25 protein-coding genes are annotated in these 25,773 nt (G+C 61.3%); 17 read left to right on the top strand and 8 right to left on the bottom strand.

From position 1 onward, the window contains the following. Nucleotides 1-46: 46 nt before the first annotated feature. Complete coding sequence (locus Q1A89_RS00125; protein WP_299721948.1) at nucleotides 47-1,705, bottom strand: DNA polymerase Y family protein; 1,659 nt, start codon at nucleotides 1,703-1,705, stop codon at nucleotides 47-49. A gap of 96 nt (nucleotides 1,706-1,801) precedes the next feature. Continuing rightward, complete coding sequence (locus Q1A89_RS00120; RefSeq protein WP_299721945.1) at nucleotides 1,802-2,419, bottom strand: TetR/AcrR family transcriptional regulator; 618 nt, start codon at nucleotides 2,417-2,419, stop codon at nucleotides 1,802-1,804. Between the two features lie 139 nt (nucleotides 2,420-2,558). On the opposite strand from Q1A89_RS00120, the gene mbfA reads away from it, so the two are divergent. The 7 genes from mbfA (at nucleotide 2,559) to Q1A89_RS00085 (ending at nucleotide 8,299) form a co-directional block, all read left to right on the top strand. Continuing rightward, nucleotides 2,559-3,533 (top strand): iron exporter MbfA, encoded by a 975-nt coding sequence (mbfA, locus tag Q1A89_RS00115; protein WP_299721942.1) that lies wholly within the window; start codon nucleotides 2,559-2,561, stop codon nucleotides 3,531-3,533. A gap of 29 nt (nucleotides 3,534-3,562) precedes the next feature. Then, entirely contained in the window at nucleotides 3,563-4,507 is a 945-nt protein-coding gene (locus tag Q1A89_RS00110) for an AEC family transporter (RefSeq protein ID WP_299721940.1), read from the top strand. 79 nt (nucleotides 4,508-4,586) lie between these two features. Continuing rightward, nucleotides 4,587-5,417, top strand: a complete 831-nt coding sequence (gene fghA, locus Q1A89_RS00105; protein ID WP_299721937.1) for an S-formylglutathione hydrolase — start codon at nucleotides 4,587-4,589, stop codon at nucleotides 5,415-5,417. Further along, nucleotides 5,414-5,863, top strand: coding sequence for a YaiI/YqxD family protein (locus Q1A89_RS00100; protein ID WP_299721934.1), 450 nt, complete (start codon nucleotides 5,414-5,416; stop codon nucleotides 5,861-5,863). The genes fghA and Q1A89_RS00100 overlap by 4 nt, the downstream gene beginning before the upstream one ends. Further along, nucleotides 5,860-6,480 (top strand): HAD-IA family hydrolase, encoded by a 621-nt coding sequence (locus Q1A89_RS00095; RefSeq protein ID WP_299721931.1) that lies wholly within the window; start codon nucleotides 5,860-5,862, stop codon nucleotides 6,478-6,480. Before Q1A89_RS00100 ends, Q1A89_RS00095 begins: the two co-directional genes overlap by 4 nt. Further along, a complete protein-coding gene (locus Q1A89_RS00090) occupies nucleotides 6,477-7,388 on the top strand; it encodes an ornithine cyclodeaminase (RefSeq protein ID WP_299721928.1) in 912 nt (303 codons plus the stop codon). The genes Q1A89_RS00095 and Q1A89_RS00090 overlap by 4 nt, the downstream gene beginning before the upstream one ends. Further along, nucleotides 7,388-8,299, top strand: a complete 912-nt coding sequence (locus Q1A89_RS00085) for an alpha/beta hydrolase (protein ID WP_299725995.1) — start codon at nucleotides 7,388-7,390, stop codon at nucleotides 8,297-8,299. Before Q1A89_RS00090 ends, Q1A89_RS00085 begins: the two co-directional genes overlap by 1 nt. Here Q1A89_RS00085 and Q1A89_RS00080 read toward each other — a convergent pair. Further along, complete coding sequence (locus Q1A89_RS00080) at nucleotides 8,296-9,537, bottom strand: MFS transporter (RefSeq protein WP_299721925.1); 1,242 nt, start codon at nucleotides 9,535-9,537, stop codon at nucleotides 8,296-8,298. The genes Q1A89_RS00085 and Q1A89_RS00080 overlap by 4 nt on opposite strands. Before the next feature lie 137 nt (nucleotides 9,538-9,674). Here Q1A89_RS00080 and zapE point away from each other — a divergent pair, with 137 nt between their 5' ends. Beyond that, on the top strand, nucleotides 9,675-10,730 hold the full coding sequence (zapE, locus tag Q1A89_RS00075) for a cell division protein ZapE (RefSeq protein WP_299721922.1): 1,056 nt from the start codon (nucleotides 9,675-9,677) through the stop codon (nucleotides 10,728-10,730). Here zapE and Q1A89_RS00070 read toward each other — a convergent pair. The 4 genes from Q1A89_RS00070 to Q1A89_RS00055 are packed head-to-tail and all read right to left on the bottom strand — an operon-like array spanning nucleotide 10,727 to nucleotide 16,974. Beyond that, entirely contained in the window at nucleotides 10,727-12,007 is a 1,281-nt protein-coding gene (locus Q1A89_RS00070) for a folylpolyglutamate synthase/dihydrofolate synthase family protein (RefSeq protein WP_299721919.1), read from the bottom strand. The two genes, zapE and Q1A89_RS00070, sit on opposite strands and share 4 nt — an antisense overlap. Further along, the gene (gene accD, locus Q1A89_RS00065; RefSeq protein WP_299721916.1) at nucleotides 12,004-12,939 is read right to left on the bottom strand and encodes an acetyl-CoA carboxylase, carboxyltransferase subunit beta; all 936 of its coding nucleotides are present in this window, start codon (nucleotides 12,937-12,939) and stop codon (nucleotides 12,004-12,006) included. The genes Q1A89_RS00070 and accD overlap by 4 nt, the downstream gene beginning before the upstream one ends. 58 nt (nucleotides 12,940-12,997) lie before the next feature. After that, nucleotides 12,998-13,903 carry a CPBP family intramembrane glutamic endopeptidase gene (locus Q1A89_RS00060; protein WP_299721913.1) on the bottom strand — a complete coding sequence of 302 codons (906 nt, stop codon included), beginning with the start codon at nucleotides 13,901-13,903 and terminating at the stop codon, nucleotides 12,998-13,000. Further along, nucleotides 13,900-16,974, bottom strand: coding sequence for an ABC transporter transmembrane domain-containing protein (locus Q1A89_RS00055; protein WP_299721910.1), 3,075 nt, complete (start codon nucleotides 16,972-16,974; stop codon nucleotides 13,900-13,902). Before Q1A89_RS00055 ends, Q1A89_RS00060 begins: the two co-directional genes overlap by 4 nt. A 167-nt stretch (nucleotides 16,975-17,141) precedes the next feature. On the opposite strand from Q1A89_RS00055, the gene ilvD reads away from it, so the two are divergent. The 5 genes from ilvD (at nucleotide 17,142) to Q1A89_RS00030 (ending at nucleotide 22,038) form a co-directional block, all read left to right on the top strand. Further along, complete coding sequence (gene ilvD, locus Q1A89_RS00050; RefSeq protein ID WP_299721907.1) at nucleotides 17,142-18,905, top strand: dihydroxy-acid dehydratase; 1,764 nt, start codon at nucleotides 17,142-17,144, stop codon at nucleotides 18,903-18,905. Continuing rightward, nucleotides 18,886-19,488: a hypothetical protein gene (locus Q1A89_RS00045; RefSeq protein ID WP_299721903.1), complete on the top strand. Its 603-nt coding sequence runs from the start codon at nucleotides 18,886-18,888 to the stop codon at nucleotides 19,486-19,488. The genes ilvD and Q1A89_RS00045 overlap by 20 nt, the downstream gene beginning before the upstream one ends. Before the next feature lie 84 nt (nucleotides 19,489-19,572). Further along, the gene (locus Q1A89_RS00040; RefSeq protein WP_299721900.1) at nucleotides 19,573-20,346 is read left to right on the top strand and encodes a DUF6478 family protein; all 774 of its coding nucleotides are present in this window, start codon (nucleotides 19,573-19,575) and stop codon (nucleotides 20,344-20,346) included. 13 nt (nucleotides 20,347-20,359) lie between these two features. Further along, nucleotides 20,360-20,731 (top strand): hypothetical protein, encoded by a 372-nt coding sequence (locus tag Q1A89_RS00035; RefSeq protein ID WP_299721897.1) that lies wholly within the window; start codon nucleotides 20,360-20,362, stop codon nucleotides 20,729-20,731. A 620-nt stretch (nucleotides 20,732-21,351) separates the two neighbouring features. After that, on the top strand, nucleotides 21,352-22,038 hold the full coding sequence (locus Q1A89_RS00030; RefSeq protein ID WP_299721894.1) for a D-lyxose/D-mannose family sugar isomerase: 687 nt from the start codon (nucleotides 21,352-21,354) through the stop codon (nucleotides 22,036-22,038). Nucleotides 22,039-22,253: 215 nt separating this feature from the next. Here the strand turns inward: Q1A89_RS00030 and Q1A89_RS00025 are convergent, their stop codons facing one another. Continuing rightward, entirely contained in the window at nucleotides 22,254-23,348 is a 1,095-nt protein-coding gene (locus Q1A89_RS00025) for a tyrosine-type recombinase/integrase (RefSeq protein ID WP_299721891.1), read from the bottom strand. Nucleotides 23,349-23,714: 366 nt separating this feature from the next. Between Q1A89_RS00025 and Q1A89_RS00020 the strand changes: the two genes are divergently transcribed. The 4 genes from Q1A89_RS00020 to Q1A89_RS00005 form a co-directional block, all read left to right on the top strand. After that, nucleotides 23,715-24,137 carry a helix-turn-helix transcriptional regulator gene (locus Q1A89_RS00020; RefSeq protein ID WP_299721888.1) on the top strand — a complete coding sequence of 141 codons (423 nt, stop codon included), beginning with the start codon at nucleotides 23,715-23,717 and terminating at the stop codon, nucleotides 24,135-24,137. 4 nt (nucleotides 24,138-24,141) lie between these two features. Beyond that, nucleotides 24,142-24,438: a hypothetical protein gene (locus tag Q1A89_RS00015; protein ID WP_299721885.1), complete on the top strand. Its 297-nt coding sequence runs from the start codon at nucleotides 24,142-24,144 to the stop codon at nucleotides 24,436-24,438. A 102-nt stretch (nucleotides 24,439-24,540) separates the two neighbouring features. After that, the gene (locus Q1A89_RS00010) at nucleotides 24,541-25,440 is read left to right on the top strand and encodes an HNH endonuclease (RefSeq protein ID WP_299721882.1); all 900 of its coding nucleotides are present in this window, start codon (nucleotides 24,541-24,543) and stop codon (nucleotides 25,438-25,440) included. 48 nt (nucleotides 25,441-25,488) lie between these two features. Continuing rightward, a partial coding sequence (locus Q1A89_RS00005) for a hypothetical protein (protein ID WP_299721879.1) occupies nucleotides 25,489-25,773 on the top strand: 285 nt, incomplete at its 3' end.

Raw genomic sequence — 25,773 nt, 5'->3', positions numbered from 1 at the left:
CCTTCCACTGCTAACGACCCGTACCCGTTCCCACCCGTTGCGCGCTTCAGGCAAAACTGCCCTGACAGAACCAGCCCGCCGACATCGCCCCGCCATGTCCGTAAAACAGCCACAGCCGTGCGCCGCAGGCTGTGTCCGTCACCCAGTAATCCCGCGTGCCAGAGCGCCAGTTGGGATCGTCCAGCCACCATTCCGGGGCCAGCCGCTCGGGGCCGATGGCGCGCAGGCGGGTCAGCGCGCGCCCACGCCAGCGGAACGTCTCGGGCAGGCGCGGGGTGGCGGGGGCGTGCACGGGCTCGGGCGGCCACAGCAGCAGCGGGCGGGGATTGGTAGGCGCAGGCCAGGGCCCCTCATGCGGTTTGGACCAGGCAGCGGACAGGATGTGGTGTGACTTTTCAGGGATATGACTGTCAGCCGGGTGCAGGCGGCGGATCGCATCCAGCCCCACCCGCGCGCCCAGTCGCCCAACCAGATCGTCCAGCGCATTGGTCTTGTTCAGCCGCGCCTGCACCGCCGCTCCGGCCTGCAAATGGCCCACCACCACCGCGTCATGCAAGGGTTCGACCTGCACCGCCACAAGGCGCAGCATGTCGATGCCAAAGCCCGCATCGATCTCGTCGAGCTTGAGTTCCAGCAGCGGACGGATGCGGGCAGGATCAAAGCTGGGGCGGGCCAGCCCCACCTCGATCACCTCGACCCCGTGGTCACTGCGATAGGCCTGCAGGGCGACCCGGCGCGCACCTTTTCCCTTGTCTTCCAACGCCTTGCACAGGCGCGGCAACAACCGGTCGATCCCAGCCATCACGTCTTCGGCAAGGCCAATGGGGTCCGGCAAGGTCATGCGAACGGCAAAATGATCCGGCGGCTTGGCGGGAGAAACCGGCTCGGGCGCGCTGCCCATCGCCTGATCAAGGCGCATCACCAGCCCCCGCCCGAACCGGCGCGCCAGCCCCGCGCGCGGCTGGCCCAGCAGATCACCCACCCGGCGCAGACCCAACCGGCCCAGCTGCGCGCTCACCTCCGGTTCTAGGCGCAGGGCGGCAATGGGCAGCGGGCTGAGCGCGCCATAGGTCTGACCGGGGGCCGCAATCCGCTGCGTGTTGTCCAAGCGGGTGCGGACCGTGGGGGCTGCACCCCCCTTGGTCCAATGCCGCCGCTTGCCTGCGCGCGAGCGGGTGGCGCGGGCCTCCTGATCGATGGCGTCACCGGTCCGGTCCGACCCGGTCGCCCGGCCCGCATAACGCGCCAGCGCCCAGGCGGCCCCGCGGGTGTCGGCCAGCCCCATCAGCACAGTGAGGCCCAGATCGGTGCAATCATCCTCGACCACCTGCATCAACTGCGCCTCACCCCCGAACAGATGGGCACAGCCCGTCAGATCAACCACCAGCGCGTCCCCCGCTTCGGGCGCGACCCATGGGGAAAACTTGCCCGCCCAGCGCTGCAAGGCCTCCAGAAACCGGGTCTCGCCCGCCACACTGCGCGGAAAGGTCAGCAGACCGGGGCACATCGCATGGGCGTCGCGCACCGGTTGACCGACCTGCAAACCATGGGATTGCGCAACAGCGTTCAGGGCCGTGATAAGCTGCATGTTCTGCTGCTCCTGCACCACGGCCAGCGGCTGATCGCCCAGCACCGGCTGGCGCCGGATCAGACGTTCGGCCCCCAATCGGGGAAACCACAGGGACAGGATACGGCGGTCGGGCATTGCAAGATGTTCACATTATGTTCTCATTTTGAATACGCCGAGTCGCCCCCGCGAGTCGAGGCTGCTTCATTGTTCTGAAAATATGCAAATCCGGCGTCAGGTGCCGTAGCGGGCCATGAAGGTTTCGACCGCACCGTCCACCACCCGGTCGATATCGGCCTCGTCCACCTGGCGGATCACCCCGAACATCAGGCGCGGCCAGATGTCGGACTTGCACAGCTCGCCAAACTGGTCCGCAGCAAGGGTCAGATCCTCGATCTGCAACTCGCCCCGGGCCATCGCACCGGCAAAATACTCGGTCATCACCGCCCGCATGCGGGCCGGGCCCGACTGATAAAAAGCCCGCCCGATCTCAGGGAACCGATCCGATTCGGCGACGCAAATGCGAAACACCTGCTGGCCGAATTTCGACGTGATAAAGCGCACGAAATGCCGCCCCACCTGGGCCAGAACCGCCCGTGGGGCCGCACTCATGTCGATGGTGTCGATGGCTGCCCGGCTTTGGCGGGCACATTCCTGATTGGCCACTTCCATGAACAAAAGCCGCTTGTCCGGGAAATAACTGTACAGGGTGGCCTTGCTGACCTCCGCCTGTTTGGCGATGTCATCGACACTGGCCCCTTCGAACCCGTCCGCCATGAACACAGTCCGCGCACCTTCAAGCACCTGGTCGAATTTCCGGCCCTTGCGGACTATGGGCGTGGCGTCGTTCATGGGCATCCTTCACTCCAAGACAGAAGGCAATATAAACTGATCCGTTCAGTTCTGACAGAAAAATCCGCGTGAGCGCTGTTGCAACTTGTGCCAGACGCGCCATCATAGTTTGGAATCATTCTAAACGAACGGCGACCACATGCGATTCACAACCCAGCGCAAACGCTTTGACGACCTGAGCGAACAGGAGATTCTGGCGCTTGCCATCTCCTCCGAAGAGGACGATGCCAGCATCTATCGCGGCTATGGCGAGCGGCTGCGTGAAGACTATCCCGCCAGCGCCGCCATCTTTGACGACATGGCCGCCGAGGAAGACACCCACCGCCAGCGCCTGATCGAGCTGCACCGCGCGCGCTTTGGTGAAGTGATCCCGCTGATCCGGCGCGAACATGTGTCCGGCTACTATGCCCGCCGCCCCGTCTGGTTGATGGAGACGCTGTCCCTCGATCGCATCCGCGCCGAGGCCGAAGCGATGGAGCGCGAGGCCGAACGGTTCTATACTGCTGCGGCCGCCCGCACCTCGGATGCCGCCACCCGCAAGCTGCTGGGTGATCTGGCGGCGGCCGAGGCCGGGCACGAACGCAAGGCCGGCACGCTCAAGGACAAACATCTGGATGATGAAACCCGCGCCGCCGAAGATGACAAGGACCGCCGCCAGTTCATTCTGACCTATGTGCAACCGGGTCTGGCCGGGCTGATGGACGGGTCGGTGTCGACCCTGGCGCCCATCTTTGCCGTCGCTTTTGCCACGCAGGACACGTGGACCACCTTCCTTGTCGGACTTGCTGCCTCCGTGGGGGCAGGCATCTCGATGGGGTTCACCGAGGCGGCCTCTGATGACGGGCAATTGTCCGGGCGCGGCTCTCCGGTCAAGCGCGGATTTGCCTCTGGGATCATGACAACCGTGGGCGGATTGGGTCACGCCCTGCCCTACCTGATTGCCGATTTCTGGACGGCCACGGTCATCGCCATCGTCGTGGTGTTCATCGAACTTTGGGCAATCGCATGGATCCAGAACAAGTACATGGACACGCCGTTCTGGCGGGCAACCCTGCAGGTTGTCGTGGGCGGGGCACTGGTTTTTGCAGCAGGCGTGCTGATCGGCAGTGGCTAGCGGCGCGCGCCCGCGCTAAAGCTGGGCGCATGCTGGCGATCCTGTTCAAAACTCTGCCCTTTTTCGCACTGATCGGTCTGGGCTACTGGGCCGGACGCACCCGGTTCTTCACCGAGGAAGCGACGGCTTACCTCACCAAATTCGTGTTCTACTTTGCCCTGACCGCGATGATTTTCCGCTTTGCCGCCAATCTGGAACTGGCCAAGGTCTGGGACGGCAAGCTGGTTGGCGCCTATCTGTGCGGCACGCTCGTCGTCTACCTGATCGCCACGGCAGTGGCGCGGATCAGGCGGCTGGACCTCCAGACCGGCGCGGTTGAGGCCCAATGCGCCGTGATCGGCAATGCGGGCTTTCTCGGCCTGCCGATGCTTGCGCTGCTGTTCGGACCAGAGGCCATTGGGCCTGTGATGCTGGTGCTGGCGACTGATCTGATCGTCTTTTCCAGCCTCATCGTGATCCTGATCACCATCGGGCGGGATGGGCGGATGTCCCTTTCGATCCTGCGCACAATCGGGCTGGGCCTGATCAGGAACCCGATGATCGTGGCCATGTCGCTCGGTCTGCTCTGGGCCGGGTTGAGCATCCCGATCCCCGCCCCGATGAACGACTTCCTCAGCATCCTTGGTGCCGCAGCCACGCCCGGCGCGCTCTTTGCCATCGGCGCCTCGCTCGCCTCGAAATCTGCCGAGCGGGTACAGATTGCGGGCTGGCTCAGCTTTTGCAAACTGGTGCTGCACCCGCTGGCCGTCGCGATCTATGCACTGTTCGTGTTTCGGGTCGAACCGTTCGGGGCGGCCATGATCATCGCCTGCGCAGCAATGCCGGTGGCGGGCAATATCTACATGCTCGCACAACACTACGGCGTGGCCCCGCAACGGGTCTCTGCAGCGATCCTGTTTTCCACGGCGTTCAGCATCGCGACCCTCACGGCGGTGATCGCATGGATCAGCCCCATGGCCTTCATTGTTCCATAAATATGCCCGCCGGAGGCGTCCTGAACTTGCCGCATGCGCCCCCGCCCGCTAGCGATGAACAAACGAAAGGACATGCGCGATGAAAACCCAATCCGAAAACGCCTGCTTTGACGGCACCCAAGGGGTCTACACCCACGCCTCGACCGCCTGCGGTTGCGACATGACATTCGGTCTGTTCCTGCCCGCCGAAGCGCGCGAGGGGCCGGTGCCCCTGCTGTGGTATCTGTCGGGTCTGACCTGCACCCATGAAAACGCGATGACCAAGGCAGGCGCACAGGGATGGGCTGCCGAACACGGGATCGCACTGGTCTTTCCCGACACCTCGCCGCGGGGCGACGATGTAGCCGATGACGAGGCGTATGATCTGGGCAAGGGCGCCGGGTTCTACGTGAATGCCACCGAAAAGCCGTGGGCGCCGCATTACCGGATGTGGGACTACATCATGGACGAATTGCCGGGCGTTCTGGGCGAGAGCTTTGCGCTCGATATGGACCGCCAGGCGATCACGGGGCATTCGATGGGCGGGCACGGGGCGCTGACCATGGCAATGTCCGCGCCGGGACGGTTCACATCCGCGTCGGCCTTTGCGCCCATCGCCAACCCCTGCGCCAGCGACTGGGGGCGCAAGCAGCTCGGTGCATATTTGGGGAACAATGAAGATGCATGGTCGCCCCATGATGCCACCCATCTGATGCGCGCAAACGGGTTTGGCGGACCGATGCTGATCGATACCGGCACGTCTGATCAGTTCCTTGACCTGCTCAAACCTGAGGCGCTCGCCGAGGCTGCCGCCGCACGCCGGCAGCAAATGACGTTCCGGATGCAGCCCGGCTATGACCACTCTTATTTCTTCATCTCGACCTTCATGGAGGATCACGTGGCCTTTCATGCAGAGCAGCTTTGGGCGTGACTACGCTGTTCATTGATGCCGATGCCTGCCCGGTCAAGGCCGAGGCCGAGCGCGTGGCGACGCGGCACAAGGTGGCGATGAAGGTCGTCTCCAACGGCGGTCTGCGCCCCTCGCAAAACCCGCTGGTTGAAAACGTGATCGTGGATGCAGGCCCGGATGTAGCCGACATGTGGATTGCCGAACGGGCTGGCCCGGGCGACGTGGTGATCACCGGTGACATCCCGCTCGCCGCCAAATGTGTCGAGGCCGGCGCACGGGTTCTCAAACACAACGGCGAGGCGCTGACGGCGGCCAATATCGGCAACGTCCTGGCCACCCGCGACCTGATGGCCGACCTGCGCGCAGCTGATCCATTCCGCCAGGGCGGCGGCAAAGGCTTTACCAAAGCCGACAGATCGCGTTTTCTGGACGCGTTGGAACGCGAATTGAGGGCAGCACAGCGATGAGCATCAAGGCAGTGGTTTTCGACATCGGCAATGTGCTGATCGAATGGCAGCCCGAGCGGTTCTATGACAGCGTCATCGGCGAGGAGCGGCGTCGCGCCATGTTCGCCGCCGTCGATCTGCACGCGATGAACGACAAGGTGGATCTGGGCCACCACTTCACCGACACGATTTATGCCGCGGCCGAGGAATACCCCGACTGGCACAGCGAAATCCGCATGTGGCACGACCGCTGGATCGAGATGGCCTCGCCCGTGATCGACCATTCCGTCCGCCTGATGGGCGCGTTGCAGGCCAAGGGAATCCCGGTCTTTTCCCTCACGAATTTCGGCATCCAAAGCTATGACTTTGCCGCTACCCACTACCCGTTCCTGCGCGCCTTTGACCGCGATTTCATCTCGGGGCATATGGCTGTGATCAAGCCTGCCGCCCAGATCTATGAGATGCTCGAAGAGGCCAGCGGGATGGGTGGGGCCGACCTCATCTTTACCGACGACCGGGCCGACAACATCGCTGCGGCCGACGCGCGCGGCTGGCGCACGCATCTGTTTGAGGGCCCGCAAGGCTGGGCCGACCGTCTGGTCGACGAAGGGTTGCTGGACAGGGCAGAGGCCGCATGAACATTCCTTTTATCCCCTTTGAAGAAGGCGAGGCGCTGCTCGACTGGATTGGCCTGACGGATGCGCTGGCGGCCGGGCACGAACTGCCCAAGGCGGAAATCGGCGATACGTTCCTCTATCGCGATCCCGACACGCTCTTGTCTCGCGCAGCCTGGATCAACGGGATGGGCATGGCCGTCAAAACCGCCACCGTCTTTCCCGGCAATCCGGCCAAGGGTGCGCCGATGATCAATGGCGGCGTGGCCCTCTATTCCGACGCCGATGGCACCCTTGAGGCGATTGTCGATTTTCACCTCGTGACCAAGTGGAAAACCGCCGGGGACAGTCTGCTGGCCGCCCGGCGCCTCGCCAACCCGGCGAGCCGTTCGATCCTGATCGTGGGGGCGGGCACCGTGGGGCGCGCCCTTCACGACGCCTATTCAGCCGCCTTTCCGGGCGCGCATTTCACCGTGTGGAACCGCACCCGCGCCAACGCCGAGGCCATGGCGATGGAACGCCCAGGTATGGCTGTGGCCGACGATCTGGCCGACGCGGTCCATGCCGCCGACATCGTAACCTCGGCCACCATGTCCACCGAGCCGCTGATCAAGGGCGCTTGGCTGCGTCCCGGTCAGCATATCGACCTCATCGGCGCCTATCGCCCTGACATGCGCGAGGTCGATGATGCGGCCTTGCTGGCCTCCCGCGTGTTTGTTGACAGCTTTAACACCACCGTGGGCCATATCGGCGAGGTCAAAATCCCGCTGGAGGCGGGCACTATCCCGCGCGACCACCTGCTGGCCGACTACTATGACCTGCCTGCGTTCACGCGCGCGCCGGATGACATCACCCTCTTCAAGAACGGCGGCGGCGCGCATCTGGACCTGATGACCAGCCGCTATATCCTTGATCGGTGGCGCGCGCAGTGATGTGGGTCGTGATCATCCTGCTGGGCATCCTTGCGATCCCCCTGACCATCGAGTGGATGCGCAACCCTGTCTCGGAACGGCAGCGCCGCGAGGCGCCGGGCAAGTTCGCCCTGCTGTCCCAGGGCACCACCCATTACGCCTGGCTGGGGCCGGAACGGGGGCCGGTGGCCCTGTGTATCCATGGGCTCAGCACGTCCTCCTATGTCTGGCGCGGCATGGCCAAGGGGTTGGCGCTGATGGGGTTCCGGGTGCTGGTCTATGACCATTATGGCCGGGGCCTGTCGGACACGGTGCGGGGCAAACAGGACGCGGCATTCTTTCTTCAACAGATGACCGACCTCTTGGCCCACGAACAGGTGGACGAGCCGCTGACGGTGCTGGGCTATTCCATGGGCGGGGCGATTGCGACGCATTTTGCCGCCGCCTATCCCGGCAAGGTCCGGCAGTTGATCCTGCTCGCCCCGGCGGGGATGCAAGAAATCTCCGGCCGCCGCGTCCGGGCAGCACTTGACTGGCCCCTGATCGGCGATTGGCTGTTCTTGCTGCTGTATCCGTTCACCCTGCGCAAGGGGATTGCCGCCGAGGCGGGCCTGTCCGGCAGTGTCGAAGGGATCAATGAAATGCAGCACGCCGAGACGGATCGGCGCGGTTATTTTCCGGCCATTCTGTCCTCTTTGCGCGGCGTGCTGAGGGGCACGGCCAAGGCCGAGCACAAGGCGATTGCCGAGGCTGGCCTGCCCGTGCTCGCGATCTGGGGTGCGGCGGATGACGTTGTGGCCCCGACCGGCAAGGACAAGCTGGCCAAGTGGAACCCGCGCGCCCGGCAGGTGATCATCCCCGGGGCCGGGCACGGGCTGACCTACACCCATACTGATCAGGTGCTTGAGGCGATGCAAGCCACGCGCGGTTAGGCCGGAACCGCCCGGCCCATAGGCCGTTCCCGGATCGGCAGGTGCACGATGGCGCTGAAGGCGCCAATGGCGACACCGATCCACCAGACCTGCGTGTAAGTGCCATAAAGATCATAGAGCCGACCACCCAGCCACACCCCCAGAAACGAACCCAACTGGTGGCTGAAAAAGACGATCCCATAGAGCGTACCCATGTAGCGCACCCCGTAAATATGCGCGACCAGACCGCTGGTCAGCGGCACCGTGGCCAGCCACAGCGTGCCCATGGCGACCGAGAAAATGATCACCGTAGTAGGCGTGATCGGGAACAGGATGAACAGGGACGCGACGATCGTGCGCCCGGCATAAATGCCCGCCAGCAGGTACTTTTTCGAATAGCGTTTGCCCGCCCAGCCTGCGGCCAGCGTGCCCGCGATGTTGGCAAGCCCAATCAGCGAAATAGCCACCGCCCCAAGTGCAGAGGTGGTCGAGATGCCCAGACTGTCCAGAGTCCCACCAGGCAAGATCGGGCCGCATAGTTCGGTCACGAAGGCGGGGAAGTGCGCGGTGATGAACGCAATCTGATACCCGCAGGAGAAAAAGCCGATGAAGATCAGGAAATAGGACGGATCGCGCAGGGCTTTGATCAGGATTTCGCCCATGCTTTCCTCAAGCTCGGCTTTGCTGGCGGGTTGCGGCACCCGCATCATCGGCAAGGCCAGCAGCGTGGTGAGGATCAGCGCGGCAAAGATCATGAACACGCTGGGCCAGGCCATGACACCCAGCAACCACTCGGCCACGGGCGGGCCAAAGACCTGACCGGCGGACCCGGCGGCGGCTGCGATGGCGAGGCTCATCGAGCGGTTTTCCTCGCTTGAGGCGCGACCCACCACGGCAAGGATGACGCCAAAGCCGGTGCCAGCGACGCCAAAGCCCACGAGCCACGCATAAAGCTGGTGTTCCAGTGGCGTCACCGACCAGGCCGACAGCACAAGCCCCACCGCATAGACCAGCGCCCCGATGATGATGGCGCGGCGATCCCCGATCTTTTCCGCAAGCGCGCCAAAGAGCGGCTGGCCGATGCCCCAGGCAAGGTTCTGGATGGCGATTGCGAGCGAAAACTCGGTCCTTGCCCATCCGAACTGGTCGGCGATGGGGATCTGGAAGACACCGAAACTCGCGCGCACCGCAAAGCTGATGATGATGATCACACAGCCCACGATCAGGACGGGTGTGAACAGGGGCGTGCGGCTTGTCATGGGCGGGTCTCCAATACGTTTGGCCAGAGTGACCGTAGCCGAGGAGGCCGTCAAATCAGGAAATTTTCGCAGCGCATCACGATCCGTGAACTGTGTTGGCTTTTCAGCCGGGCAGTGGCGCGCTAGGACGGACGGGTATGAACGATTTGATCACAGAATATCAGGCCCTTGTCGCCGCAGGCACGCTGAAACGCGACGACGCCCAAGAGGCCGTGTTGCCTGAATTCGAGCGTATCCGCGCGGCCCTCGCCGAACCGGTCAAGCGCGGGCTGTTCCGCAAGGCACCCGAGCCGCCCAAGGGTCTCTATCTGTGGGGCGGGGTCGGGCGCGGCAAATCCATGCTCATGGATTTCTTTGTCTCTCATGTCGAGGCTCCGGCGCGGCGCGTGCATTTTCACGCCTTCATGCAGGAAATCCATGCCGCCATGCACGAGGCCCGCAAGACAGGTGTCGACGATGCCATTGCACCTGTGGCGGCGGATGTGGCCGCCTCGGTTCGCCTTCTCGCCTTTGACGAGATGCAGATCAGCGACATCACGGACGCGATGATCGTGGGGCGCCTGTTCGAGGCGCTGTTTGCCGCCGGGGTCGTGGTGGTGACCACATCGAACCGCATTCCCGATGACCTCTACAAGGACGGGCTGAACCGGCAGTTATTCGTGCCCTTTATCGATCTTTTAAAGGACAAGATGGTGGTGTGGGAACTCGCCTCGCCCACGGACTACCGGCAAGACCGCCTGACCGGCAGCCCGACCTATTTCACGCCACTGGGCGGCGCGGCTCGGCGCGAAATGGATGCGATCTGGTCCGACCTCAAGGGCGGCGAGGCGCAGCCTCTCGGCATCGCCCTGAAAGGGCGCACCGTCACCATCCCCGAGTTCCGCAATGGTGTGGGCCGCGCCAGTTTTTACGATCTGTGCGCCCAGCCGCTGGGTCCGGGTGATTTTCTGGCCATTGCAGAGGCCTGCAAGGTGCTGATGATCGACGATATCCCTTGTCTTTCGCGAAACAATTTCAACGAGGCCAAGCGGTTTGTGACGCTGATCGACGCGCTTTACGAGGCGCATGTGCGCCTGATCTGTTCCGCCGCGGCACTTCCGGAAATGCTGTATCTCGAAGGCGAAGGCACGTTCGAATTTGAGCGCACCGCCTCGCGTCTGCGCGAGATGCAAAGCGACGGGTGGGCTGCCTAACCGTTTTCGCGCAGCACGGCACCCGCAAGGTAAAGCGAGCCACAGATCAGTACGCGCGCTTGTGGCTCTTTTTCGAGGATCGACGACAATGCGGCCTTGATGTCCGGCGCATCCGTCGCGTCCAACCCCACGTCGCGCGCGGCTTGCGCTGTGTCCGCAGCGGGCAATGTCGCCGCCTCACCCGGGATCGACAGCGCGGTGAGGCTGTCGGCAACCGATGCGAGGGGTGCAAGGTATCCGCGCACGTCCTTGGTATTCAGCATACCGCAGATCATATGTGTGGGCCGCGTGGGCAGGCCGCGCAGGGTTGAGGCCAGCGCATTACCTGCAGCCGGATTGTGCCCGCCATCCAGCCACAGCTCGGCCCCTGATGCGACCGACATCTCGGCCAGCGGGCCGGTGCGCAGGCGCTGCATCCGGGCCGGCCATGCGGCACGCGTCACTGCCGCCTGGCACGCCGCCTCGTCACAGCCTAAATGCCGCAGGGCCGCTAGCGCCATGCCTGCGTTCTGAATCTGGTGATCGCCGGGCAAAACCGGGCGCGGCAGGTCGAGCAGGCCCGTTTCATCCTGATAGATCATCCCGTCCCGCTCGGGGCTGGCATGCCAGTGCTGCCCATAAGCAAGGATCGGCGCGCCAAGGCGGTTGGCGCGGTCTTCGATCACATCAAGCCCAGCCTCGTCCTGCGGACCGACCACAACCGGCACGCGGCGTTTGATGATACCCGCCTTTTCGCCCGCGATGGCCTCGATCGTGTTGCCCAGAAAGGCCTCGTGATCCATCGAGACGGGAGTGATGATGGTCAGCGCGGGTGCGTCGATCACATTCGTGGCGTCCAGCCGCCCGCCAAGGCCAACCTCAAGCAACGTGTAATCCGCGGGCGTGCGAGCAAAGGCGAGGATGGCCGCGCAAGTCGTAATCTCGAAATAGGTGATGTCCGCGCCACCGTTCGCACCGTAGCACTCATCCAGCAGGTCGGTTAGCGCTTCTTCGGTGATCAGGGTGCCCGCGAGGCGGATGCGCTCGTGAAAGCGGGCCAGATGCGGCGAGGTGTAGGCGTGGACACGATGGCCCACGGCCTCAAGCCCGGCGCGGATCATCGCTTGAGTCGATCCCTTGCCGTTGGTTCCCGCGATATGGATCACGGGCGGCAGGTCGTTTTGCGGATTGCCCAATGCATCCAGCAGCCGCCAGACACGATCCAGCGTGAGGTCGATGATCTTGGGGTGCAACGCCATCATCCGGGCAAGGATGGCGTCCGAATTGGGGGCCGTCATGGCTTGGCGCTGTCGCCGTCAATTTCGGCCTCGGCCGAGGACACCGGGGTCGTGGGCGCAGGCAGATCAGCCATCACAGCTGGGGGCAGACCCATCAGCATACGGGTGATCGTGATCAGCTCGGCGCGCATTTCGGTGCGCTTGGTCACGCGGTCGAGCATGCCGTGATCCAGCAGATATTCAGCGCGCTGGAACCCTTCGGGCAGCTTTTCGCGGATGGTCTGTTCGATAACGCGCGGCCCGGCAAAGCAGATCAGGGCGTTGGGTTCAGCGATATGCACATCGCCCAGCATCGCATAGGAGGCCGTCACGCCGCCCGTCGTCGGGTGGGTCAGCACGACGATGTACGGCAGGCCTGCCTCTTTCAGCATCTGTACAGCAACGGTGCTGCGCGGCATCTGCATCAGGCTCAGGATGCCCTCCTGCATGCGCGCGCCGCCTGCGGCGGAAAACAGGATCAGTGGGCGCTTGAGTTTCACCGCCTCTTGCGCAGCGGCAATGATGGCGTTGCCCACATACATGCCCATCGACCCGCCCATAAAAGAAAAGTCCTGCGCGGCCGCAATGACCGGCGTGCGGCCAATCTCGCCCGCGGCAACGAGCATGGCTTCGCTTTCACCGGTGGCCTTTTGGGCGGCACGCATGCGGTCGGGGTATTTCTTTTGATCGCGGAATTGCAGCGGGTCGGCGATGGGCGCTGGCACAGTGACCTGCGCATAGATCCCGCCATCAAACAGCGCGCCAAAGCGGTCGCGCGGGGTGATTGCCATGTGGTGATCGCAATTGGTGCAGACGTTCAGATTGTCACTGAGTTCGCGATGAAACAGCATCGTGCCGCACTCATCGCATTTGGTCCACAGGTTGTCCGGCGTTTCGCGACGCGAAAAGATCGAGTTGATCCGGGGCCGGACATAGTTGCTGATCCAGTTCATGGGGTCTTCCTGCTGCGTCGCTCATGTTTCAGATAATCCGGCCAAGGCGCAAATGCAATCAGGCCCTGATGGCCAGACGGGCCACCAGCCAGCTGACCAGCACAAAGCCGAAGTCGACGGGAAGCCATGCCGCCATCTGTGCCTCGTCCCCCATGCCAAAGGGCAACAAGTAGAGCGCAAGGCCGGACATCTCGTCCGGAACGCTGATGATCAGCATGGCCGACAGGTTGTTGACAAAGTGCACTGCAATGGCCGGACCCAGCGTGCCGGACCGCGCCGTGAGGTCGGCCATCAGGATGCCGAACAGCGTGGCCCAGGCCACAATCGTCCAGGCATTGCTGCCGGTGCTTTCGGGCAAGTAGTGGGCAAAGCCGAACAAGACGGCAGGCACAATCAGCCAGATCAGCGGGGATCGAAACCGGGCAGCCAGTTGCTGCTGGATGTAGCCACGGAAAAAGATCTCTTCGGCGCTGGTCTGTATCAACACTGCGATCAGTGAAAAGGGCAGCAACAGCAGCCAGCGCCCCACGTTCATGTTGAGTTCGAGTGGCGCGCCAAATCCATAAGGCGGCAAGATCAGAAGGACCACAATCAGGACCAGCATTCCGAGGACGACAACGACAAACTGCCGCAGCGCCAGTCCCGGCTCGCCGATCAGCGTGGCCGGGCTTCGGCTGTGCACCATGACGACTACACAGGCCGCGGCCACTGACAAAAGACCCAGTTGGCACAGCAAGATCAGCATTCCGGCAGCCGTCTGCGCAGTTGGCCCATCCGACAGGATCACGCGTACCGAAACGGGGTCCATCAGCGTGAAAATGGTCTCAAGCATCAGCTTGCTCAGGACAAGGAATATCCCTGCCGCCAAAACAAGGCCAAAGGACAACCGCCAAATCTGCGCCGTGCCGCGCGCAGGCGCGACAAAGCGGTCGTGCGGGTGATAGTCAAAGGACCAGACGCTCATTCATCCAGTGGCGGCGGAGGCGGCCCCTCGTCCTGCGGAATGGCGATATTGGCCTGCCGCAACAATTCGGCGGCCCCCGTCAGGTGCCCCGCCACGGTCTGCAACAGGCTGAACAAAACCGTCGGATCATTTTCCACAACCGCGCGGAATTCAGGTGCCCCGATCCGCAGGAAGGCGGATTCCTTGGTCGCCGTCAGGTGCAGTTGGCGGGGTTCATTCGTGATGATGGCAAGGTCACCGATCAACCGTCCCGGCTCCACCGTGGTGACGGGGCGTTCGCCATTTTCGGTGTCATAAGTCATCACCGCCGCACCCGAGATGCACAAATAAGCCGCGTCCGGTTTTTCGCCCATCGAAAAGATGCGCTGCCCCTCCTTTGCCGTGTACCACTGCGCGGCAAAGGCCAACAGGCGCTGGTTGCGGGTGCTGAGTTCGGAAAACAGGTCGGTCCGTGAAATCACCCGCAATTTCCGGCTGAGGTCATCGCCCTCTTCGTCGTCATTGCTCTGCACCCCATCGATGCGCCCATCCTTGATTTCGACAAAGAGATCGTAGGCGTCTGGGTTATCAAACTTCTCTTCGAGAAAGATCAGCGTGGAATCGGGCAACAGATCGCGCAGGGCGTTGCGTGTCTTGCGCCGCTGTTCGGCGCTGTGCGAGGCAAGGGCCCGGTCCAGCACAAGGACATCAGGCCGCTTGATCCCGGCCCGTGAAAATGCCGCGCGTTCATGAAAGACGGTTGGCAGGTTGGTGCCACCAAGGCCGGTCGGAATGTCAAAGGCGGTTTCCGCCACGAGCCGACGCAACCCTTCGTCCTTGATCAGGTCGGCCACGAGGTCTTCGATCAACTCCCCCTTGAGGCCTGCCACCATCGAAATCCGCCCATAAAGCGCGTTTTCCAGCAGCGTCAGCCGCGGCAGGTAGTTTTCGGGGTCGATGGCGACAAAGAAATCCTCGGTCTGCGAGCGCAGGGCCACGCCGCTGGCCTTGCGGATTTCCACGATCTCTTTCTTGAAGCTGTCAGGAAAGGCCGGGCCGATCTGTTCGGCGGTAAAGGCAAAGGGCACGGTCAGCAGCAGCGCGAATTCGTCATCCGTGAGTGCCACATCGCCCCGTTCACGGCGGCGCTGCGCAATGTCGACTAGCCGCTCATACATCGCCTCGTCAATGTTGAGCGCGGTGAACAGTGGGTGACTCGTCCCGTCGCGGCCAAAGGTCTGGTGCAGGGTCTCGATCAGGGTCTGCGAGATCGCGATGCCCTGTTCGGCCAGCCCGTGTTCGAACAGCAGGTTGATGAACACCGTGTTCGCGGCCAGCCCTTCCTGGCTGATTTCGCGCTTGGGCGAGGCAAAAAGCAGGTTGCCCCCCAGCGGTACAGCCGGGTTAAAAGTGTCGGGATCAAAGCGGTGGACCTCGTCGATCAGACCCTTGTCCTGCAGCCGCTGTTCGACCATCGGGCGCAGGGCCACAATCGCCTTGGCAAGGTCCGGATGCATGTCCGGGTCAATCCGGCTGGTCAGCATGCGCCGGAACATGAAATCATCAATGCCCATCGCCTGCACCAGTTCGAACCACCATTGGCGGATATCGTCCGCGTCATTGAGGCCAGCAAGTGCGGGATCAACCCAGTCGGCATCAATGCGGTCACGGCTGTTGCCCGACCGGATCGCCTCGTTCTGTTCGCGGTCGCGTTTGTCGCGCACCCATTCCACCGTGCGTGGGCTGGTCATCAGGGGCATCAACAGGTTCGAGCCAAGCGTGCCGTCAAACAGGTAGGGGCGCGAGTGGGCGTAGCCGATCCGCGCCGCGATCACGGCCTGATGCATTTTGGACAGATCATTGCCCGCCATTTCGATCTTGCCGCGCGTCGGCAGCACCTCGCGGGTCAGCAATTCGGCCAGTGCGGTCCGTTCGGTCTGGTTTTTGGCCTGAATGGCGACGCGCGCGCCTTTCGGGATCGTCAGGTTGATGTTTTCCAGCACCGGGTTGTTGTCCGACGTGCGCACCGTCACGTCCTTGAGGACGATGTCACCGCGCAGATGCGGAACCTCTTCCGGCTCGCCTTCAAACAGCGTCTCGTCGATCATGTCCTTGGGGGCAAAGCGTTCGGTCACAACCTCCCAGCGCACGGCCATGTCCTGCGTCTGGTTGTAGTAGAACAACAGCTCTTTCCACGGGCTCGACAGGTCCTTGTAGGCCGCGAGGGCCGCGACCAGCGCGCCCACCGTGATCTCGCCCTGAATGGCGAGATACCCCCCGACCGAATAGAAAAAGAAGGGCGTAAGTTGGGTGATGAAGTTGTTGAGAAACTTCATGAAGAATTTCTTTTGGTAGATCTGGAAGCGGATGCTGAACAGCCGCCCCAACCGGTCGGTGAACTGCGCAAGGCGATAGCGCAGGCCACCATTGGTGCGCAGATCGGAGATTCCCGCCGCACTTTCCCCAATCTCGGACGAAAACGCGCGCATTTCCTTGATACGTTCCTTGTTCAGCAGGTTGATGCGCCGCTGCAGCATCGGGATCAGCCAGGCCTGCAAAGGGATCAGAGCGATGCCGGCCAGCCCGAACCAGAAGGATTGCACAAAAAGAAAGATCAGGATGATGAACATCTGACCGGCCTGAAAGACCGGTTGGGCGACCATATCCCCCATCAGCCCGCCCATAGGCTCGGCCTCGGACGTGACCATGCTGACCAGCTCGCCCTGCGAGGTCGAACGGAAATAACTGCGCGGGAAGCGCAACATCCGCGCAATCAATTGGAACCGGAAGCGACGCAAAAGCCGCTCGGCCGTTACACCTTTCATGGTGTTCAGGCGCATCTTGAGCAGGCCATGCAACACAACCGAGGCCAGATAACCAAAGCACAGCGCCAACAGGAACTGAATCTGGGTCAGTTCCATGCCGAAGACATTGACGATATTGTCCGTCGCACCGATGGCATCGTTGATGATCCGCTTGGGCAGTTCCAGCGTCACGTAGAGAAACGGAAACGTCACGACGGTCAGCGCCAGCAGCAAAAGCTGATCTCGTTTGGAATGCTTCCAGATGAAAGCGAAAAGGCTGGAATCCATGCAATCGTCCTGATCGGCTGTGCCCGGTGGTCTGGCAGAGACCGAGCGCCCGCCTGAACCGTTCGGTTTACCTAGTGGCACCCACAGTGCAATGCAACCGCGTGTGGCGCTTGCGGCGGCGCGGACCAATGGCTATTCCGGTGCAAATGTTTTGAGGGAGAGGCCCGATGCCAAACGGCAAGTTCGACAAATCCAAGCTGCCCAGCCGCCATGTGACCGAGGGCCCCGCCCGCGCGCCGCACCGGTCCTATTACTATGCCATGGGCATGACCGAGGAAGAAATCCATCAGCCCCTCGTTGGTGTCGCCACCTGCTGGAACGAGGCCGCCCCCTGCAACATCGCGCTGAACCGTCAGGCCCAGTCCGTCAAGGTCGGGGTCAAGGGCGCTGCGGGCACGCCGCGCGAATTCACCACCATCACCGTGACCGACGGCATCGCCATGGGCCATGAGGGCATGCGCTCGTCCCTGGCCTCGCGCGAGGCGATTGCGGACACGGTCGAGTTGACCATGCGCGGCCACTGCTATGACGCTATTGTGGGTCTGGCTGGTTGCGACAAATCCTTGCCGGGCATGATGATGGCGATGATCCGTCTGAACGTGCCCTCCGTGTTCCTGTATGGCGGATCGATTCTGCCGGGTCGTGTGGCATCCGGTGCCGCCGTGCCCCCCGCCTATCTTGACCGCGACCTGACCGTGCAGGACATGTTCGAAGCTGTCGGCCATCAGCAAAACGGCACGATGACCGAGGCCGAGCTGGAAATTCTCGAACGCGTCGCCTGCCCCTCTGCCGGGGCCTGTGGCGGCCAGTTCACCGCCAACACCATGGCCTGCGTGTCCGAGGCCATTGGCCTTGCGCTACCCAACTCCTCCGGCGCGCCCGCCCCTTATGAGTCCCGCGATGAATACGCCAAGGCTTCTGGTGCGGCCGTGATGAACCTGATCGAAAAGAACATCCGCGCCCGCGACATCTGCACCCGCGAAGCATTCGAAAACGCCGCGCGCATCGTGGCCTGCACCGGCGGGTCCACCAATGCCGGTCTGCACCTGCCTGCCATGGCGCATGAGGCGGGCATCGACTTTTTCCTTGAGGACGTCTGCGAAATCTTCCGCGACACGCCTTATTTCGTCGACCTCAAACCTGGCGGGCAGTATGTGGCCAAGGACCTCTATGAGGTTGGCGGCGTGCCTGTGGTGATGAAAGAACTGCGCAAGGCCGGTCTGATTCACGAGGATTGCATGACTGCCACGGGCTATTCCATCGGCGAAGAGCTGGACAAGAACACGCTCGAAGCGGATGGCAAGGTCATCTATCCGGTCGAAACACCGATCACCAAGACTGGCGGCGTTGTGGGCCTCAAGGGCAATGTGGCCCCCGAAGGTGCCATCGTGAAAGTCGCCGGGATCGAACCTCAGCACCAAATCTTTACCGGTCCGGCCCGCATCTTTGAGTGCGAACAGGATGCGTTCGAATCCGTGCAGAACCGCACTTACGCCGAAGGCGATGTGTTCGTCATCCGCAATGAAGGCCCTGCAGGCGGTCCCGGCATGCGCGAGATGCTGGCCACAACTGCCGCCCTGTCCGGGCAAGGCATGGGCAAGAAGGTGGCGCTGATCACCGATGGCCGCTTTTCCGGTGCAACGCGCGGGTTCTGCGTGGGCCACGTTGGCCCCGAGGCCGCCCATGGCGGACCCATCGCGTTGCTGAAAGACGGGGATGTGATCACCATCAACGCCATCGAAGGGTCGATCAACGTCGATCTTTCGGACGAGGAACTGGCCGAACGCAAAGCCGCGTGGGCAGGTCCGCGCGAGACGCTTTATGGCTCCGGCGCGTTGTGGAAATACGCTCAACTTGTCGGGGGCGCGTATAAAGGGGCCGTGACTCATCCCGGCGCCAAGGCCGAACGCCATGATTACATGGATCTCTAAGGCGCTCTGCGCCGGGGCCATATGTCTGGCCCTGGCAAGCTGCGATGACTTCGCCAGCACAGGCGGCGCGGCTCCGGGCAGCGGGTTGCCCTTTGCGCAACTGGCGCGGGGGGCGGTGACCATCGTGCCTCCGGTCGGGTATTGCGTCGACAAACGCAGCCTGCGCGCCCGCTTTGCGCTGATGGCGCGGTGTGACACGCTGGGTGGTACGGCCACCTTCGGGGCTCCACTGGCCCTGATCACCGCCGCCGCCGTTGCGCCGGGTGACAGCGCTTCCGTGTCCGGACCGGAAGATGAAACCATCCTTGATCGCCGTCAGGGCCAGACGCTGACCTTGTTACAAGTCAAGGGTAAGCCCCCCAGCGCCGAAATGCGGGACGTGTACTGGCGGGCCATCGGACAGGTCGGAGGCCAGGTTGTAGGATTGGCCATTTACGAGCCCGCCGATGGAGCCGCCCTGGGCGAACGCGCGCCGGATCTGCTGGCCCAGACCATGCGCCGCACCCGCGCCCAAACCGCCGCCGAGGCCGTCAAAGCTCAGGACAATTCTGCAACGACGCAGGCAAAACCCGTGGTGAACTGACAATTGCACAGTTTATTTCAAAGAAACCTTTGGCATAGATAAGAAAGCCCACACAGCAGGGGCAGCCAGAGACGGCGCAGGTACATGGCAGGCAAAACGATCAGGTATATCGAAAAACTCGCGCACAAGCGGGCGATGCGCCGTTGGGCCCGTGCCGCCCGCACGGCCAAGGATGCCAGCCTTGGTGACTTGCGCGCCCTGCGCAGTTCGGCCCGGTTGCTGCGCAGCCACCTTGACCGTCTGATCCACATTGGCGACGAGCGACTGGCCCTGCCTGCCATCGGGTCCACCAATTTTTCGCGCCCGCATAATTCGGACTGGGCGTGGCGCCCGGAAATGTGGCGCGGATCGCTGACCGGGGCGAGTGCGTCATCCGTGCAATCCAAATCCATGCTGGGCAGCGAAGTGACCGTGTTCCACGACTGCGCCCTGAGCGAACTGACGTTGCGCCAGATCCGCAACCAGCGTGAACGCGACATCGCGCCTTACGGGCTGCGGATGGATGTTTTCAAATTCGACGGCTCGTTCCTGTCGCTGGTGATCGACCTGCCGCCAGTGGCCGTGCAGGGGCTGCGCAAAACCCACCTTGTGGGCATGAACGCCATTGTCGAGATGGAAAAGCCGCTGGAAATCTTTGGGCGGCTCAACATCCGCCATGGTCCCAATACAGAACAGATCGTGCGCGAATTGCCTCTGAACGAACAGGATGTGACGGTCGAATTTGACCTCGCCTATTCCAAGCTGAACGAAAAGCGGATTGAAAAAGCGTGGATCGATCTGATTTTCGAGGGACCTGAAATGAACCAGATCACCCTGCGCGATCTGACGTTCTCGCGCCGCCCGCGCGCGGCATTGTGAGAGAGGAACGCGCATGAGCACCCTGACACTGACACCGACCAAAATGCGCCAGGGCGTCTGGGAAGGGCTGGTGCAACAGACTGGCAGCGGCGTGCCGCAAATTCGCGTCACCCATCTGGATGTGACCGTGCCAGACATCGACCTGCAGGAAACCAGCACTGCGGGGCAGTGGTTGTTGCAGGTCCCGATCCCTGTTTCGGCGATTTCAGAGGGTGTGCAGGTCTTTGTGATTTCGGACGGTACAAATGACGAGACCCTTGGGCATTTTACCCTGATCGCGGGTGAGGTTCTGGGCGATGATCTGCGTGCAGAGGTCGAGTTGCTGCGCGCCGAGCTTGATATGCTGAAACGCGCCTTCCGTCGCCATTGCACCGAAACGTCCTGAAGCGCGGCGCTTTCGAGGGCGGTTCGGTCTGCTCCAACGCATAGCCCTTCGACATCCGGGTACCCCCGGATGTCCGCACGGTCAGCGACCCCAGCGGGGGCGCAATCGACATAGTGGGAATGTCTGCCCCGAGACAGTCACTGACCTGCGCGACCCCATAGCGATGACCCGCGCCCAGATCGGTGACCGCGATGTGTTCGGGGCGGATACTGCGATGCATGGCACCTTTGCGCGCCTCTTAGCCAGGCGGCCGACCGCCGCCGCCATTAGCGTCTCGCAGAGGTTCTGTGGCCACTCGACCACAAATGTCTGCGCGATCAAATCCGCATTGCGCGACAAGGCAAGACAGACTGAATCAGGTGTTTCGATGGACCGACGCCACGCTGATGTCCGAGTATTCGATGGTCGCATGGCTGACCGTTCCCACCGTCAATCCCAGATGCGCCGCCGACATTATCTATCCAATTGGCTTGCCCGCCCTCGGCTCCCTCCCGCTGGGAAAAGACCAATGGAAACAGATTTCAGAGTGCGGCTCATGATTGTATGATGATCCAGCACGGACACCCATGGCGGTGCAGACGACGCGCCGATACGCATGAATCAAAAGGAGTTTCCGGCCGATGAAACGCTCTCGCATTAACGACATCATTGCCGAGTCCGACACTTTCATGCGCTCTTTCGGGTTTGTCATGCCGCCCTTCGCCTATTGGAGCCCCGATGCGTTCAAAGCCCAAAAGGACGTTGCGAAAAACGTGATCGATGCACGGTGCGGCTGGGACATCACCGACTATGGCGCGGGCCAGTACGACACAATGGGTCTGTTCCTGTTCACCCTGCGCAATGGGCGGCTGGCCGACCTGCAGCTCGGTGGTGGCATGTGTTATGCGGAAAAGCTGCTGATCTCCAAACAGGACCAGATCAGCCCGATGCACACCCATATCCTGAAGGCCGAGGACATCATCAACCGTGGCGGCGCCACGCTTGTGGTCGAACTGTTCGGCTCGGACCCTCAAGGCCAGTTTGCAGAAGATCAGGGCGGCACGGTCTATTGCGATGGCATCCGGCGCGACTTTGGCCCCGGTGAAAAACTGCGCCTCGCCCCCGGAGAAAGCGTCACGCTGTTGCCCGGCCACTGGCACGCCTTTTGGGGCGACGGCGGCGACGTGCTGATTGGCGAAGTCTCGACCGTGAACGACGATGAAACGGATAATATTTTCCGAGAACCGATTGGCCGTTTTGCCAACATCGAAGAAGACGTCGACCCCACGCGCCTGCTGGTCAGCGACTATCGGACGTGGCTGGAGTGAACCTTGTTTCTAAATAGTTATTGAACGCGCTTTTTCTGATCAACAAAGTCTAAACGACCGGTGCAGAACCAAATTGCGATCACTTGGCACCTGCTGCCCGCCAACGCAGCGCACATCTGTCACATGCTGGTTTTGCCCGGTTTTTCAGCACATCTGGCGACCCCGGCAGGATTCGAACCTGCAACCTGCCCCTTAGGAGGGAACCGTTCATATCGCTATTCCTTCTTTGATTTCCGTTTCTTGGGTGTCTGTACAAGGTCTTCCTGTACATGGTTTGTACGAAAACGAGCCCTGACATCAGCCTCATCTGTCTCTGCGTGGGCATAAATGCGCATGGGTAAATTCGGGTCTGACCAGCGTCCAGCCTTGGCTGCAGTGACTGGATCGACCCCTTGGCGGACTACCAATTCAGTGAAGAACCCGTGTCGCCCCGCTGGGTGGGCTGACAGGTACTGGATGCCTGCACGCTTGCAGATGGTCTTCCATCGCGTGTTGTAGCCAGTCGAGCTTCCATAGCCGAACACACGCGGCTTCATGAACTTGCCAGTCTTGCGATTCTTGGGCCGCTTCGCTGGCAATGCCAGCAGCTCGTCCATCATTTGAGGCGAAACGGTGATCCAGCTCTCGGGGTGTCCCTTCTGTGCCTTCACCCTGACCTTGTTCTCGGCGGGCCGCAGATCGTCAGGCTCCAACGACACGGCTTGATCGATCCGTGCCGCCGTCTCGAACATGAACCGGACCAACGCCGCGTTGTACGGATCGGCTGCGCTGCAAAATGCCTCGATCCACTCCTTGTCCGCTGGGGTTCGTTCCACCCTGCTGAGCTTCCCACGCCGCCTGTCTTGGGCAATCCGTTCGAACTTGTCATACGGCTTCACCCGTATCAGCGGCGTACCCTCCAACTCATGCGCGTTGTTGATCACCGCACTGGCGGGTGTCACAATCTCACGCCACCATGTATCGGTAGATGCCTTCGGCTTCAGCTTTGGCCCTAACCCTTTTAGCAGCGCACCAGAAATTGCTCTTAGTGGCGTATCGCCAATCTCCTTAACAATTTCGATCAACTGCTTGGCCGCTTTCGGAGAGGCATTGTAAAGCATGATGGCATCTGAAAACGTTTTGCTTGGCTCATCTCCAAGCAAGTACTGACGAATTTGATACTCGGTCTCATGCGCTAGCCAGTCCCGTGCACCTGCTTCTGTAGTCGACCCAGTGCTGTCGCGGTATTTACGTGAGATCGGTCTGCCGTTGTATTCGATCGTCCCGTAGACATAGTAGTATCGGCCCCGCTTATAGATTTTGGTCGGCATGACGGGCCTCTCTCAAAAATGGTGTCGATCTGTGCAGGTGTGATCAGCATGGTGCGCCCCAGCCGATAAAACGCGCCGGTGTCATTTGCCCGCTCACGCAATGTGCGTTCGGAGATTTCAATCTCTCGCTCTGCCATAATCTCAACCCATTGAGCTGGTGTCTTCCCAAGTCCTAAGATTTGCGAGCTGTCTGTTTTATCGATCTCTGCCATTTCAGTCGTCCTTATCCAGAAGAGTTGAATTCGCTGTACGCATGGAATCGCTTGTTCCGCACCTTCTGACGTGGTCAGATGGGTTTGAATGTAATTATACGTCATTTTGTGCAGTTTCGCGCGATTTGACAGTCTCGTCAATAGGAAACCTTGCATGGCGCAGGATTCTAAGTCTGTCTTCACTGCCATGGGTGCGCGCCTTGCGATTGCGCGCAATGAAGTCGGCCTGACTCAAACCGCCATGGCAGAGGCGATTGGGGTCTCTCATCGCGCATATCACAGCTATGAAAAGGGCCAGCGCGGCCTGCCGATTGAAGCTCTGGTCGCTATGGCTGAACGGTTCGACGTGGACGCAGCCTGGATACTCTTAGGAACCAAGGCGGTCCGCGCAGCCCACGACTTCGACGCGCTCAAGAGGATTGAGACCTCGCTCGATCAACATCTCAACGAGGAAGCCATCAAAATCAAAAGCGAGAAACGCGGGGCCATCGTCGCCCGCTGGTACCAGTCACACATAGAAGGGCGTGAAGTAACCGACGATGACGTTCACACATGGATCGAACTTGTAAGGGAGTAAGCAAATGCAAAAACCAAGCGAAAGCTGGAAGCGTATCCGCCGGGCGGCTTTGGAACGAGCGCAACGATCTGCTATCGACCCGCTATCTCCTCTGTACGATGTATATGTGGGCGTCAGCGCCTTGTATCTGGCGGGCTTTCTTCATTTCAGCCTTTTTACCAACGGCACCGACTTCAGTTGGTTCACAGCATGCCTGATCGTCTGTGTTGCCGTGGCGGGCGCTCTCGTTCCATTGCTGACCGGCTCAGTTCTGACCTTGCATTTCGCGAGCAAAAAAATGGAACGTTTGATTGCTGAGTGAGCAAAACACAAAACGCTGCTTCACAGCTCTTCAGGCATGCGGGGAACGGTCCAATGCGATTAAGTCTTGGCTCCAACCTGTCTGCCGGGGAGGCCAATTCGCGTGACGTTCGGGGTGTTCATCCACAGGACAGACTCTGTCTACGATGACGTCCCATCGGAACGATACCAGTTCCCTAAAAAATACCTGACGCGTGTTCAGCAGTGTGAAGGCGACTGGATCGTCTACCTTGAACCCACCAAAGTAAAAAATACCAAAGGCTACTTTGCCGTCGCTAAGGTGCAAGAAATCATCGAGGATCCGCGCAGCTCAGATATGTATCTGGCCGTCATCGAACCCGGGACCTATCTCGACTTTGGCGACCCGGTTCCATTCCGCGATACTGACGGCATCGTTGAGCAAGGCGTCTTGAATGATCTAGGGAACATTTCCGGACGTGCTCAGGCTGCGGTACGGCCACTCTCGGCAGAGGATTTCGCCCGGATCGTGGAGCGTGGGCTTGGCCAAGACGATGATTTTCTACCTCGGGTAGATCCGACAAGCCAGATGCCCGGACTCCAAGACTCGCAGGAACCCTTTCAGCATCTTGCAGCGCGGGATCGCGTCAACCAGTTGACCAACCGTGCCGTGCGCGACCGCAACTTCAGAAAAAATGTTCTTCGCGCTTATGGCGAACGTTGCGCGATTACAGGACTGCGCCTGATTAATGGCGGCGGGCGTGCTGAGGTAGAGGCAGCCCATATCAGGCCGGTAGAAAGTGACGGCCCTGATATCGTGAGCAATGGGTTAGCCTTATCCGGAACCGCGCATTGGATGTTTGACAGAGGCCTGATCGGGCTTGCCGATGATCTTTCCATACTCGTGTCGAGGCAAAGCAACGACCTAGAAGCCGTAACAGCTATGATCAATGCGTCCGGAAGACTTTTGTCACCTCAGCGTCTGGCCAACCAGCCTAGAACAGAATTTGTGGTCTGGCATCGAGAGAATTGCTTCAAGCAATAGCTTCACAACTCAGAGAGTATCGGCCGATAGAGCAACGAATGTTCGCCGTTGGATGCCGCGTATCCGCTGGAAACACTCTTCTTTTGTAGTGTCTTGCAGCTATTCTTAGCGATCAAGTGCACGCTTAAGAATATCCAAATCAGCGGCAGCCAAGGCCTCCGTTTCTCGCGCAAAAATGAACTCTTGAGCTCGCTGTTTGGTCATATGGCTAGACGCCAAACTCATGGCGTCGATCGTCCAAATTCCTCGGTCCGTATGGATCTGTCGCGGTTTGATGCCGCTCCTTTGATAGCATTTACTGCAACAAAGGAGACCGACTATGGGACCGAAACG

Origin of the sequence: uncultured Tateyamaria sp. (assembly GCF_947503045.1) — a bacterium.
Taxonomy (GTDB): Bacteria; Pseudomonadota; Alphaproteobacteria; order Rhodobacterales; family Rhodobacteraceae; genus Tateyamaria.
This window is presented reverse-complemented; position numbering and strand designations above follow the sequence as displayed.